Source organism: uncultured Veillonella sp., assembly GCF_915069625.1.
GTDB lineage: Bacteria > Bacillota > Negativicutes > Veillonellales > Veillonellaceae > Veillonella.
In genome coordinates this window covers 1-14,302 of the sequence record NZ_CAJZFD010000035.1, presented here as the reverse complement: position 1 = coordinate 14,302, position 14,302 = coordinate 1, and the positions used below count along the sequence as shown (strand labels likewise).

Annotated in this window: 13 protein-coding genes and 1 pseudogene; all 14 read right to left on the bottom strand. The window is 39.4% G+C overall.

The genetic code is table 11. The annotated features are described in order from the left end of the window. A pseudogene (locus QZ548_RS09015) lies at window positions 1-73 on the bottom strand (transcriptional repressor); the annotation flags it as partial. Between the two features lie 41 nt (window positions 74-114). Continuing rightward, window positions 115-750 (bottom strand): MBL fold metallo-hydrolase, encoded by a 636-nt coding sequence (locus QZ548_RS03145; RefSeq protein WP_295868240.1) that lies wholly within the window; start codon window positions 748-750, stop codon window positions 115-117. Further along, complete coding sequence (locus QZ548_RS03140) at window positions 750-2,990, bottom strand: bifunctional (p)ppGpp synthetase/guanosine-3',5'-bis(diphosphate) 3'-pyrophosphohydrolase (RefSeq protein ID WP_295868237.1); 2,241 nt, start codon at window positions 2,988-2,990, stop codon at window positions 750-752. The genes QZ548_RS03145 and QZ548_RS03140 overlap by 1 nt, the downstream gene beginning before the upstream one ends. 11 nt (window positions 2,991-3,001) lie before the next feature. Then, on the bottom strand, window positions 3,002-4,984 hold the full coding sequence (gene recJ / locus QZ548_RS03135; RefSeq protein WP_295868243.1) for a single-stranded-DNA-specific exonuclease RecJ: 1,983 nt from the start codon (window positions 4,982-4,984) through the stop codon (window positions 3,002-3,004). Window positions 4,985-5,179: 195 nt separating this feature from the next. Further along, the gene (gene hydG / locus QZ548_RS03130) at window positions 5,180-6,598 is read right to left on the bottom strand and encodes a [FeFe] hydrogenase H-cluster radical SAM maturase HydG (protein ID WP_367113071.1); all 1,419 of its coding nucleotides are present in this window, start codon (window positions 6,596-6,598) and stop codon (window positions 5,180-5,182) included. A 289-nt stretch (window positions 6,599-6,887) separates the two neighbouring features. After that, entirely contained in the window at window positions 6,888-7,652 is a 765-nt protein-coding gene (fetB, locus tag QZ548_RS03125) for an ABC transporter permease (protein ID WP_105085890.1), read from the bottom strand. Next, window positions 7,649-8,305, bottom strand: a complete 657-nt coding sequence (locus tag QZ548_RS03120; protein ID WP_295868232.1) for an ATP-binding cassette domain-containing protein — start codon at window positions 8,303-8,305, stop codon at window positions 7,649-7,651. Before QZ548_RS03120 ends, fetB begins: the two co-directional genes overlap by 4 nt. A gap of 213 nt (window positions 8,306-8,518) precedes the next feature. Next, entirely contained in the window at window positions 8,519-8,803 is a 285-nt protein-coding gene (gene rpmA, locus QZ548_RS03115; protein ID WP_004696430.1) for a 50S ribosomal protein L27, read from the bottom strand. A 12-nt stretch (window positions 8,804-8,815) separates the two neighbouring features. Continuing rightward, window positions 8,816-9,130, bottom strand: coding sequence for a ribosomal-processing cysteine protease Prp (locus QZ548_RS03110; protein ID WP_105089422.1), 315 nt, complete (start codon window positions 9,128-9,130; stop codon window positions 8,816-8,818). A gap of 2 nt (window positions 9,131-9,132) precedes the next feature. Beyond that, a complete protein-coding gene (rplU, locus tag QZ548_RS03105; RefSeq protein ID WP_004698652.1) occupies window positions 9,133-9,444 on the bottom strand; it encodes a 50S ribosomal protein L21 in 312 nt (103 codons plus the stop codon). Window positions 9,445-9,648: 204 nt separating this feature from the next. Next, a complete protein-coding gene (locus tag QZ548_RS03100; RefSeq protein ID WP_295868227.1) occupies window positions 9,649-10,224 on the bottom strand; it encodes a manganese efflux pump MntP family protein in 576 nt (191 codons plus the stop codon). A 27-nt stretch (window positions 10,225-10,251) separates the two neighbouring features. Then, window positions 10,252-11,679 (bottom strand): Rne/Rng family ribonuclease, encoded by a 1,428-nt coding sequence (locus QZ548_RS03095; protein WP_295868225.1) that lies wholly within the window; start codon window positions 11,677-11,679, stop codon window positions 10,252-10,254. 58 nt (window positions 11,680-11,737) lie between these two features. Then, the gene (locus QZ548_RS03090) at window positions 11,738-12,433 is read right to left on the bottom strand and encodes a TIGR03936 family radical SAM-associated protein (protein ID WP_367113070.1); all 696 of its coding nucleotides are present in this window, start codon (window positions 12,431-12,433) and stop codon (window positions 11,738-11,740) included. After that, on the bottom strand, window positions 12,405-14,288 hold the full coding sequence (locus QZ548_RS03085; protein ID WP_295868219.1) for a TIGR03960 family B12-binding radical SAM protein: 1,884 nt from the start codon (window positions 14,286-14,288) through the stop codon (window positions 12,405-12,407). The genes QZ548_RS03090 and QZ548_RS03085 overlap by 29 nt, the downstream gene beginning before the upstream one ends. Window positions 14,289-14,302: the final 14 nt, after the last annotated feature.

Here is a 14,302-nt window from a genome sequence, read left to right as displayed (position 1 = left end):
TTTGACGTTGTGTAGTCAATTTGTATTTTTTATCTTTAATGCGTTCTTTTAATTTCTCTAATGTTGTGTTCATGATAACTATCCCCTTTACTTCTTACAAAAGTTTTATAAAACCTACGCTCCAACGAATGGGTTGTATTGTTTTTCATAACCTATATTTGTTTCTGGTCCATGACCAGGATATACCATTGTATTGTCAGGCAATTTATAAAGCTGAGTTTTAATGGATTCCATTAATGTCTCATATGATCCATTTGGAAAATCTGTACGACCTACGGAATCTCTAAATAGAGTATCTCCTACAAATACAAGACCTTCCATGTAATAACATACTCCACCTGGCGTATGCCCCGGTGTTTCAAGCACTTCAAGGTCAATAGCACCACAGGTAATGTGGTCACCTTGTTTAACCTCGATAATGTCAGCCTTTACCTTGATTGGTGTTGGATTACTATAAGCGCTGAGATTGAGTTCAGGATCTGACAGATACGGTATATCGCCCTTTTGAATATATACAGGCACATGATATGTATCTACAATCTCTTGAACGCCACCAATATGATCACCATGACCATGGGTTAATAAAATCGCCTTTGGTTTCAAGTCGTGCTTCTTTAGAGACTCTAATACTTCAGCAGTAGCAGGATCAATAATGAAAGCTTCGCCTACCGCTTTATCTCCAATAACATAGCAGTTAGTCCCTAATGGACCTAATGGCATGCGCATAAGCACTAATTGTTGTTCACTCATTAAGCCCCTCCTTTACTACGCTGTACGGTATATACTTCACGAATACGGCGCAACTTAGTCATAACAAAATCAAGTTGTGAAATATCACGGATATCGACCACAACATTGATACTTACAGTTTTAGTATCTTCTTGAACCTTAGCATTGATGTTTGTAATAGTGATTTTCAATTCTGAAAGTACAGCCATAACCTCCATCAACAGACCATTTCGATCGTATGCTTGAATATCGATACCTACATGGAAGGATTCACCAGAGGAACCATCCCAAGAGACTTCAATCATACGTTCTAAATCTTCTGGCGTATGACCAAGGCTCGTACAATCGGAGCGATGGATGGATACACCACGACCACGCGTGATGTAACCGATGATATCATCACCAGGAACTGGGCTACAGCATTTCGCCATACGTACCATGACACCAGCTTCCCCTTTTACGAGAACGCCCGTACCATTCTTGGTCGTTTTTGGCCCTTGAGCTTTTAACTTCTCAATGATTTGTTCTGTACTGCGTTTAGATTCTTCTGCCTCTTTAGACTTCTTATACAGTTCAATTAAGCGTAAGAGCACTGTGCTTACAGGAATACCGCCATAGCCACAAGCAGCAAACATTTCCTCTTCAGTACCTGCTTTCAGCTGTTTTGTAACTTGTTGGAGACGATTATCAGCGATTAATTCTTTCCAACTATAGTTTAATCGTTTTGCTTCTTTTTCAAGTGCTTCTAGGCCTTTTTCAATATTTTCAGCTTTATTTTCACGCTTGAACCAGTTGCGAATTTTGCTCTTACTTTCAGAAGAGCCTACGATATTAAGCCAATCAAGACTTGGGCGACCTGTTTTAGATGTAATAATATCTACAATATCGCCATTTTGTAAGGTGTAATCTAGCGGTACAATTTTACCGTTTACCTTAGCCCCTACACAGCGATGACCAACATCGGTATGAACACGGTACGCAAAATCAAGTGGAACCGAACCGATAGGCAATTTAACAACATCGCCTTTTGGTGTGAATACAAATACCTCACCAGAGAAAACGTCTAGTTTTAACGCATTAACTAGTTCTGTTGGATTACTTGTATCTTGCCATTCAAGGACTTGGCGTAACCAGGCAACCTTTTGGTCGAAATCCTTATCGCCATTTTTATTGCCTTCTTTATAGCGCCAATGAGCAGCAACACCATACTCAGATACACGGTGCATTTCCCATGTACGAATTTGGATTTCTACAGGTTGCCCCATGGTACCGATAACCGTTGTATGCAAGGATTGATACATATTAGATTTCGGCATGGAAATGTAATCCTTGAAACGATATGGCAATGGTTTCCACAAGCTATGCGCAATACCTAGTACGGCATAGCAATCTGGAATTGTATCAACAATAACGCGAACAGCAAGCAAGTCGTAAATTTGAGATAAATCACGGTTGTCCTTTTTCATCTTCTTGTAAATACTGTAGAAGTGTTTTGGACGACCTTTGATATCGGCCTTAATATGAGCTTCTCCTAAAGCTTTAGTGAGTTGACTCATCGTATCATTTACAATGTCCTCACGAGCTTGGCGTTTTTGTTTCATTTGATCTACAAGATCATAATATTTTTCCGGCTCTAAATAGCGGAATGATAAATCTTCTAGTTCCCATTTCACATTGAAGATACCAAGGCGATGTGCTAGAGGAGCAAAGATTTCTAATGTTTCCTTTGCAATACGCTTTTGTTTGTCGCTACGCATATGCTTTAAGGTACGCATATTATGTAAGCGGTCACCCAATTTGATAACAACGACGCGCACGTCCTTTGCCATCGCTAAAATCATCTTCCGATAATTTTCCATTTGGCGATCTTCTTTTGTTTCATATTGGAACTGGTTTAATTTCGTTACACCATCAACGAGGAAAGCCACCTCAGAACCAAACATTTTCTCTAAGTCTTCCTTCGAGTACGATGTATCTTCAACCACATCATGCATAAGTGCTGCCATAAGCGTAATATGATCGATTTGTAAGTGTGCCAAAATTTCAGCTACTGCTAGTGGATGCATGATATATGGCTCACCAGAAGCTCTCAATTGACCTTCATGAGCCTTATCAGCAAGTTCAAAAGCCTTCAATACTTGGTTACACTCATCATCTGTTAAATAGGTATGGATATATTCCATAAATTCAGCTAAAGCTTTTTCTTTGTTAAATGTACCTTGTTCAACCAAAGCTTTACCTTCTTCATTTACAGTTGTCATGGTGTCACCTCCTATACACTATAGGTAAGAAATGTTACGGATGTGACAAGATCTAATTTTCCTTCAACGGCATTCCATCTTAGCATTAATTGACCATCATCACTTGTATATTCTTCGATGATGCCCAACTCCTTAAAAACATCTAAGGATGTAAGGGCACTACGATTATTTTGATCTGCCGGCTTGCGGCGCAAAATTTCTTGTTCCACATTGTAAACCGATTGACTACGACCACGCATAGCTTGTTTGACTATGACATACATTTGTCTAAGCCCTTCTGTTGAAAGTGTAATAGGCTCTTCATTCAATGGTTCAATAGCTTGGATCATAAGCTGTGGAGAAACCATCCCTTGCCATTCATTCTTTTGCAATGAAAATGCTACTTTCACCACAGTTCCAACAAATATGGTTTTAAACAAATCTGGACGATTCCAAGCAATGGCATCTAACGTGCCACTTGAGGTTTCTAAAATCACCTTACAATGATTTTTTAACTGACCTATAAGCATAATATCTTGTACCGTTGCTTCCATAACGGCAAAGACCGGCGTACTATTAGCCATACCATACGGTTCAAGGGCTGATACGCGGTCAATGATATCTACATCGATATCATCAACGGGTAGTTCCGCATCAATAGCAACGACAGGAATGTATTCTTCCGGTGTTACATGCTCTTTACAATACGCCGTTAAGCGGTCTCGTAATTCATCTATACGACTTGCATCAATACTAAAGCCTGCTGCTGCAGCATGACCACCAAACTGTAGTAACACATCTTCACAAGACTTGAGTGCATCGTAGATATTAAAGCCATCAATACTGCGGCAGGACCCTTTACCAACGCCATCATGAATACTGATGACTAAAGTTGGTTTATAAAACTCCTCAACTAAACGAGAAGCCACGATACCGATAACACCAGGATGCCAGTCTTCACCAGCCACCACCGTTACATAATCCGCTTTATGACCTTGATTAGCCACATCAATGCGAGCAAGTTCATGAATATTCCGCTCCAGTTCTTGGCGTTCACGGTTAGTTTCATTTAATTCCTCTGCAATAGCTTCTGCCGTATCAGCATCATCGGTAACAAGTAACTCAACAGCACGTGTTGCATGAGTTACGCGACCTGCTGCATTAAGGCGAGGTGCCAAAGTAAAACCGATATGTCCAGATGTTATAGTTCGTTCATGGAGACCTGCTACATCGATAAGCTTTTTAATGCCTAGATTTGAATGACTATTCATCTTTTCAAGGCCTGCTTTTACGATGATGCGGTTCTCACCGACTAACGGCACAACGTCCGCCACAGTGCCTAATGCAACGATATCTAAATCATCTAAATACCATTCACCAGTCTTTGTAAGCCACAATGCTTGGCATAATTTAAAAGCTACACCGACGCCAGATAAGTTTTTATCTTTATATGGACAATCTTTTTGCTTGTGATTGATAACAGCCTTTGCTCGTGGAATCAAATCTGGTGCCGTATGATGATCCGTAATAATCATATCAATACGGTCACGTACAGCCTCTACAATATCGTAAGAGCTAATACCGCAGTCTACGGTAATAACTAGAGCCGTCCCTCGCTCTATAAGGTGCTCTAAAGCCTCTAAATTGAGTCCATAACCTTCGCTTTGACGCTCTGGTATGTAATAGGTAACATCGGCACCTAATTTCTTTAAAAATCGATATAGAACAGATGTTGCAGTAATACCGTCTACATCATAATCGCCATAAATAACGATTGGTTTATGCTTTTCAATTGTCTCCTGAACTAGCGAAACAGCTACATCCATATCTTTTAATGTGAATGGATCTAACAAATCTGACAAAGAACCTTGTAAAAACTTCCGCCCTTCGTCAACATCTATGTGGCGATTTACCATTAATTTTGCCACAATAGGATTTACACCAAGTTCACGGATTAAGATATTTTCTTGTTCTTTGTCGCTTGTAGAAATGCGCCAACGTTTTTTCTTAATCATCATATCCCTCAGTAGTTTATAATCAATATTATTATAATAATTCAACGTATTATCATTATCATTTTTATTTATTATACATCAAAAAGTGAATAAAATAAACTATTTTATATATTTTATTCTCATTTAAACCTTGTCTTTTTCTCAACAAAAAAGAACCTCCCATTATCAATAGGAGGTTCTCGATCAGTGAATTACTTAGAACCGGAAGTCTCGTTCGCCGTCTTTCATCTGTGCAATATAAGCTTTAGCTTTATCTTTAACTAAATCATTTTTGATATTTTCTAACTGTTGTTCAATAACCTTAGCGCCATGAGCTTTAGTTTTTTCATCACCATAATCCATGATGTATTCGTTCAATGTCATCAATGCATTAGGTTGGCAACAGTTATGGATTTGACCGGATTTAGCGAGGGCCATAAATCTGTCCCCTGTTCTACCTGCTCGATAGCATGCAGTACAGAAACTAGGCACATATCCAAGATCTAGTAACCAATCTACGATTTCATCTAATGTACGTGTGTCACTGCGATCAAATTGAGCCGAATTATCCTCTGGTTTCTCTTCTTCTTTATAACCACCTACGCTAGTACGAGAGCCACCACTAATTTGGGAGATACCTAATGCCAATCCGCGTTCACGCATGGATTGACTTTCACGGGTAGACATAATCATACCTGTATACGGTGTGGATACACGAATAAGAGCAACGATTTTCTCAAATATATCGTCAGGTACAGCATTACTGAAATCATCTACATCGATATCATCAGCTGGACAAATACGAGGTACAGAAATTGTATGTGGACCTACACCAAATACTGCTTCTAAATGCTCTGCATGCATCAACAAACCTACAAAATCATATTTATAATGTTCTAAGCCATAAAGAACACCGATACCTACATCATCAATGCCACCTTGCATAGCGCGGTCCATCGCCTCTGTATGGTAGGCGTAGTCGCTCTTAGGGCCTGTTGGATGAAGTGCTTCGTAGTTTTCTTTATTGTACGTTTCTTGGAATAATGTATATGTACCAATACCAGCTTCATGTAATTTCTTGTAATCCTCAACGGAACAAGCTGCAATATTTACGTTTACACGGCGAATTTCGCCATTTTTGTTTTTAATACCGTAAATAGTCTTGATAGATTCCAAAATATATTCAAGAGGATTATTAAGAGGATCTTCACCAGACTCAATAACAATGCGCTTATGCCCCATTGCTTCTAAGGCAATAACCTCTTCTCTAATTTGGTCTTGAGTCAACTTTTTACGTTTAATATCGCGATTTTTAGAGTGGTACGGACAGTATACACAACCATTAATACAATAGTTAGACAAGTATAATGGTGCAAATAGAACGATACGATCGCCATAAATAGCTTTCTTGATTTCTTTAGCTAACGCATAAAGCTTTTCCTTATATTCAGGCAACGGACATTCTAATAGAACAGCTGCTTCTCTATGGTTTAACCCCTTAAATGTAGAAGCTTTTGCTAAAATAGCATCTAACAACTCCCGATTTTCCTTGTTTTCCTCTGCATAGGCAAGGGTGTCAAGGATTTCCTGATGGGAAATAAATTCCTCCGCCTTTGGAGATTTTACATCATACATAGTACTTACCTCAAATCTTTCTAGTGGCAACGCCACCCCTCTTTAGGTATATGAAAGTATATGACAACCAGTCTTCTGGTATTTCACTGATACTGTACATAGTATACCACTATTCCTACTAAAAAACATAGGAATTTGACACACAATAATAAAAGGTTACTCCCTCATAAGAGGAAGCAACCTTTATAGTATGGGAATTTCTAATTTATATCGATTATCTATATCGAATATGACTAAAATGTATGTAACTAAATTAATTCCTTATTTACTATTAACATTTCAATAGAAATTACTTATATAATTGATTTCTAGTATTAAAAAATGTCCTATAAGACAACTGACACGTAATAAAACAAGCAATCGATATAGTGGATAACGACATAAATGTAACGATCATTTGATATTTTACAGCTTCTAATGGAGGCATGCCTGCTAGGATAAGGCCTGTCATCATCCCCGGCAGCGCTACGATACCTAATGTCTTGGCACTATCTACAGTAGGTTGTAGACCCGTCTTTATAACATCACGAACTATTGCTTTCGAAGCTTGTTTAGGTGTACTACCCAAGGCTAATTTAATTTCCACCTCTTGTTTACGCAATTCAAAATTTGATAGCATTTGACGATAACAAAGCCCAATGGCTACCATAGCACCACTAATGACCATACCACCAACAGGAATCAATTGGTACGCAGTAAAACTAAGCACGCCAGTTACCAATAAAATAGATAAGGTTATCCATGCACCAATGGTGATAGCAAACCAGGAAATCCATAACGCATGCGGAATCCCTTGCCCTCGTTTAGCTGAGTTATAAGCGGCATTAAAAGCCATAAATCCAAGTAAGCCAATAATAAATATTGGACTTTCCGTACTAAAAATATACGATAAAATAAACCCGATGACTAATAGTTGAACTGTAGCACGTATAGCACTGATGAAAATATCCTTTTCTAGCTTCAATTCTTGTCGATAAGACATAATCATACTAATAATAACTAGCACTGATGCAAGGCACAACGATATAGTAGATATAGTTTGAAACTGACTCATATCAGTACCTCCTCTTTAGCTAATTGACCGTCTACGATAGTGATGCGGCGATTTGCAATACGCAAGCTTTGCTCTTCATTATGAGTAATGGAGATAATGGTGATCCCCTTTTTATGAAGCTCATCAATCACATTTTCTACAATAGATGTATTCGTCGCATCTAAGGCAGACGTAACCTCGTCTAAAAGCAACACTTTAGGCTCAAAAATAAGGCTCCGAATAAGGCATATTCGTTGCATTTCACCACCAGACAACTCATCATTACGGCGCTCCATATAATTTAGTGGCATATGTAGTAGATTAAAGAGATATTCTATACGACTCATATCCGGTTTTAAACCGCGAATATCATAAGGAAATAGAATATTACGACGTACTGTTTTCGCAAACAAATAAGGTCTTTGAAAGCAGTAGCCCACCTCTCTACGATAAGATTCAGGATCTATAGCCGTTAAGGGACGATCATTATAAGTAATAGTTCCCGATGTAGGACTAATCAGATCACTACATAATTTTAAAAGTGTACTTTTACCACTTCCAGAAGGACCTACAATAGTAATATAATCGCCTTGATTTACCGATAAAGATACATCACTGATAATAGATTTGTCTTTTACAATATAAGATATATTTGATAATTCTAGCAGCGCCATAAAGCCCCCTATCTCGTCATATGTATATTAATAGCAAAATATCGACTCACTGTTGCTAGTTATTTAGTATTCTTAAGCATAATGATTCTAATTATTTTATCATTACCAATATGATAATGCTAAGCTTAATTATAATATATCTATCAGACACATACTACAGAAAGCAAAAAATCCCTAGTGGAAAACCACTAGGGATTAATAGTCATTGTAAAATTAAGCTTCTACAGGGTATACGCTAACTTTACGGTTATAACGACCAGCACGTTCAAATGCTACTTTACCAGGCACAAGTGCGAATAAAGTGTCATCTTTACCGATACCTACGTTAGTACCAGGGTGGAAGTGAGTACCACGTTGACGAACGATGATGTTACCGCTCTTTACGATGGAACCATCATGGCATTTAACACCAAGACGTTTAGATTCACTATCACGACCGTTACGAGTACTGGACACACCTTTTTTATGTGCGAACAATTGCAAATCAAAAGTAAACATTAAGTTCACCTCCTATATTTCGTGTATTTGGACAAACTCTGGATATTGACGGCTAATTTCCTTTAAACCAAGGATCATAGTCCCCAGAATATCCTGTCCACTCTGGTTAATCGTACCAGAGAGAACCATATCACATTGACCTTCGCTATTCGTATACTCCCCTTCTTGCTGAGCAATTTGGGTAAGTCCTAACATTGCCGTTGCCGATAAGGCAGACACTGCAGCACATACGATATCGAAGCCATGATCATCATATCCTGCATGACCGGACATGTGACAACCAATTACTTGACCATCACGATTCCGCTGGATTCCAATGGAAACCATAATTAAGCTTGGATAGATTCAATACGAACTTTTGTGAACGGTTGACGATGGCCTTGACGACGACGGTAGTTGGATTTAGCTTTGTATTTGAATACTAAGATTTTTTTACCTTTACCATGCTCAAGAACTGTACCTGTAACTTTTGCACCGTTTACAAGAGGAGCGCCAACTTTAACGTCGCCGTCATTCACTACAGTCAAAACTTCTTCGAATGTAACGGATTCGTTAGCAGCTGCTTCCAATTTTTCGATAGTAATTACATCGCCTTCAGCAACGCGATATTGTTTACCACCAGTTTTAATAATTGCGTACATGAGAACACCTCCTTGTTATCGAACTCGCTGAATTCGGTATCCCGACCCGAACATCGGTCGGGCGTTTAAACCTGCTTCACGCGGATTGCAAAGTTCAGTAAACCGAACTAATACTGATATAGTATATCGTATTTACCTATCCATGTCAAACAAAATTCACCATAAATAGCTCCGTTTACGATACTTTCATATATATACAAACCTCTAAAATTCTCCGATAATACCGAGGTGTTGTAAAAGTATTTTTGTACCGATGAGGATCAATACACCCCCACCTAATATGTCTGCATATTTTCCTACGAACTGGCCCATAAATTTACCTAGGTACACGCCAACAAGAGAAATACCAAAGGTAATGCCCCCTATCATCGTGGAGGCTTCCCATACATTAATAGGTAAAAAAGCAAAGGTCAAGCCTACTGCCATCGCATCAAGGCTAGTTGCGATGGAAAGCATAATCATTTCCCAAGCACCTAAGAATTGCTTCTCATCGTCTTCTTCATCGTCATCACTGAGGCCTTCACGAATCATAGCAATACCTAAATAGCCAAGAAGTCCAAAGATAATCCAATGATCCCATTCAGATATGACATCGATAAACTGGCGTCCAATGAGCCAACCAATAACAGGCATGAGAAACTGGAATAATCCGAATAAGAATGCTAATGTCACCTTTCGTCCATTTTCACCCACCGGCATAGATAAACCTTTACCAATAGATACACCAAAGGCGTCCATGGCTAGGCCAACACTAATTAATATAATTTCAAATACAGACACTATACTCACCTATAATAAACTACTTACTTATTCTGCTACAGCCATTAATGAATATCCTTCACGGCTGATTTGTGGATTCACTACTATAGAAATCTTACGACCTATAGAGTCACCTAATTCTTCAAGAACAGCCTTTGTTAAATATTGGGCTACCTCTGGATGAACTTCAATTTCCAGGTTCGATTTAATTCGACCAGACTTAAATAACTCACGGATGCGTCGAATGATCTGCATATATACAGTTCTACCTGACAACATGTATCCAGTGCCACCACATTGAGGGCATGTATCAAACATCAAGGTTTGCAAACCTTGACGGGCACGCTTCCGCGTCATTTCTACTAGACCGAGAGAGCTAATACCACATACGACGGTTTTCATCTTATCTAACTTAGCTTGTGCGCTCAATAGTTGTAGCAACTCTTGTTGATGCGACTTATCCTTCATATCGATAAAATCGACGACGATAATGCCACCAATATCTCGTAAGCGCAGTTGACGACAAATTTCTTTTGCCGCCTCTTTATTGACTGTGAAAGCTAAATCTTCTAGCTTATTAGACTTGCCCGTATAATGAGCCGAGTTCACATCGAATACGGTAAGCGCCTCTGTATGGTCGATACGGATAGAGCCACCGGAAGGTAGATTGATATCTCGAGAGATAAGATCCTCTAATTGAGGTTCAATGTGATTGGCTTTAAAAATAGGTGTGCTGCCACGGTGACGTGTCACTTTAATCTGTTGAGATGTTGGGCCATGACCTAAAAGATCCAGTAATCGAGATTCCCCCATATCGGAATCAACGATGATTTCCTCTACATTACGGTGCGCATAGTCTCGCACGAGACGGAACCAAAAGTCCGCATCACTATACAAATCTGTTCCACTTTTAGCCACCTTAAAGCGTTTTAAAACATGTTGCCATGTGCGCCATAGATATTCCATATCACGACCGATTTCATCGGCACTAGCCTTAGCAGCCGCAGTACGAATAATAAATCCACAGCCTTCCTGCACATAAGGTGCTGCTAATTCTTGTAATTTAGTACGAACTACTTCATCAGTAATCTTCTTAGAAATATGCATGCCTTCAGAATATGGTAACAGTACCATAAAGCGCCCTGCCAAGCTCACATCAGCCGTAACACGAGCTCCTTTACCAAGCATTTCCTCTTTTACCACTTGTACGAGAATTTGTTGCCCTACAGATAGGCGAGGCAAGATTTTCTGTTCTTTTCCCTGTTGAAGATTCAAATACGCATTTTGAGAGCCCCCAATATCAACAAAGGCAGCTTGCATACCGTTTAACACATTTTTTACAGTCCCTTTGTACATATGATTTGCCATATGGCTCTCATCGGTACGTTCTAACACGAAATCTATTAACTGACCTTCTTCATCGACAACAGCCATGCGAATTTCTTCGCGCATAACATTGACCAAAATTTTATGCATCCTATCCCTCCCTTCTGTTCAGTTTAACTATAGTATATGCCAAATCAAAAACATAGTCTTAATAATTAATCTCTAATGGTGTAAAACGACCTTCTTCATTTTCTACCATAATCGCTTTACGGTGAATTTCGTAACCAGAAGTAATAGGCCAATTATATTGATCCTTGCCAAGATTCCATACTTCACTCGGTTTTATAGTACCTTGTGGATAAATACCAATCCCCATCGTTAGTGTCACCATACCATCGTGCACGGACGCTACAATCGGTTCTTTTACGAATTCTTTTACATCGATAATACGCGTCTTTTTAGGGGTAACCTTTTCATAGGAAATTTCAGTAGCCTCATTAAAAGGCTTAAGTAAGCTATCCCAGTCCACATTCTGTTCCGTTACAGGACCTGTTACTTCGTAGATTGCGTAATTGCAGATGGCCATCATCTTTTTAACCTTATCAGGCATGACCTTGCCACCGAGAACCTCAAGTCCACGAGGAGCCACTGCATTTAATCGCGCCATAATAGACTCTAACCTATCATCTTCCAACACATCCATATCAATATATTCTGCTTCTGCTGTTACACCTAGTGCCAAAGCAGAAGAAAAACTAATTTTCATGTGCGGATTAAATCCCTCGGAATAGGACATTTTGATTTCTGCACGGCGAATCATGCGCTCTACGGCTTGTGCAAAATCGAGATGGGACAAGAATCGTAATTCTTCGCCTTTATGTAAGGCCAAACGTAATTTTTTCAACTCTGCCACCCTCCTTATAATCTACAATAGCCGTATCTAATTCAGGGCATACATTACAACCCTTACATGGTCCACGACGACAATCTGGCGTTAATTTCTCAGCAACGGCCTGTTCCCATTCGCGTTTTAAGAAGGCCTTGCTTACAGTACAATCCAAATGATCCCATGGTAATGGCTCATCAAAATCACGGGTGCGACGCGCATAATACGCAGGATCAACACCGCAGTTCTCAAAAGCCTGTAACCATGTTTCATAGCTAAAGAACTCTGTCCAACCATCAAATTTACAGCCCAATTTCCACGCTTCTACTAATACCTTTGATAATCTACGATCGCCACGAGCAAATACTGCCTCCATATAACCGGTATATCCATCATGATAATGATAGGAGATATTACGATTATTAATAAGCGATTTTAAATATTTTTGCTTACGATGAATTTCTTCTACCTCTTGTTGGCCATACCATTGATATGGAGAATGTGTTTTTGGTACGAAAAACGATACACTAACGGTTACGCTACCATTGCGCTTACCCGTAATATCGCGATGCAAATCGAGTACCTTATACGCCAAATTAGCAATACCTGCTAAATCTTCATCAGTCTCAGTAGGCAATCCCATCATGAAGTATAGTTTTACCGTATTCCATCCGGATTTAAAAGCATTTGTACAAGCGGCTAGCAAATCTTCTTCGCTAACACCTTTATTGATAACATCGCGCATGCGTTGAGAACCTGCTTCTGGTGCAAAGGTAAGACCACTCTTACGCACTTGTTGTACCTTCTTAGCAATATCAATAGAGAAGCTATCGATACGCAATGATGGTAAGCTGACGCTAACCTGTTTGTCTTTAAACTCTTCCATGAGCATATCTACCAGTTCTGGTAACTTGGAGTAGTCAGCAGAGCTTAAACTCATCAAAGAGATTTCATTGTAACCTGTATTAGCAATCGTTTCTTTTGCAATTTCTAACAACCGTTCAGGAGTTCGTTCACGAACAGGACGATAGAGCATACCTGCCTGACAGAATCGACAACCTCGCGTACAGCCACGGAATAATTCAAGAACAGCCCGATCATGAACGATATCCAAAAACGGTACCACCGGTTTTGTAGGGAAGAATACATGTTCCACATCTTCTATGATGCGTTTTTGAATCGTAGCAGGCACGTCTTCAAAGCGTGGTGTAATCGATTTAAAATCGCCTTGTTCCGTATACTCTACATCATATAATGCTGGACAATAGGTACCGGGAATTTGTGCTGCTTTTCGCAAGAAAGCTTCTTTACCACCAGGGAATCCCTTCGCTTTTTCGGCTTTCAATAGGTCGATAAACTCATCGCCCCATTCTTCAGATTCACCAAGAGATACAATGTCAAAGAAATCCGCAATTGGTTCCACATTATACGCACAAGGTCCACCACATACGAGCAATGGAAAATCCATATCCCGATCCTTTGCATACATCGGTATACCTGCTAAATCTAGCATATTAAGAATATTGGTAAAACTCATCTCATATTGTAGTGTGAACGCAAGTACATCAAAGTCCTTAATAGGCGTACGGGTTTCTAAAGAGAATAAAGGAATATTGCGTTTTCGCATTTCCTCTTCCATATCGTGCCATGGTGCAAATACACGCTCTGCTACTGCATCTTCACGGCGATTGACTAAGCCATATAGAATTTTGATGCCCAAATGACTCATAGCCACTTCATACACATCGGGAAATCCTAGCGCCATAGTTATATCAACAGTACTGTGATCTTTCACTATACTGTTATATTCGCCGCCCGTATAACGAGCTGGTTTTTGGACATGTTGTAACCATGACGTATCTAATTGAATCATACATCCTCCGTCTT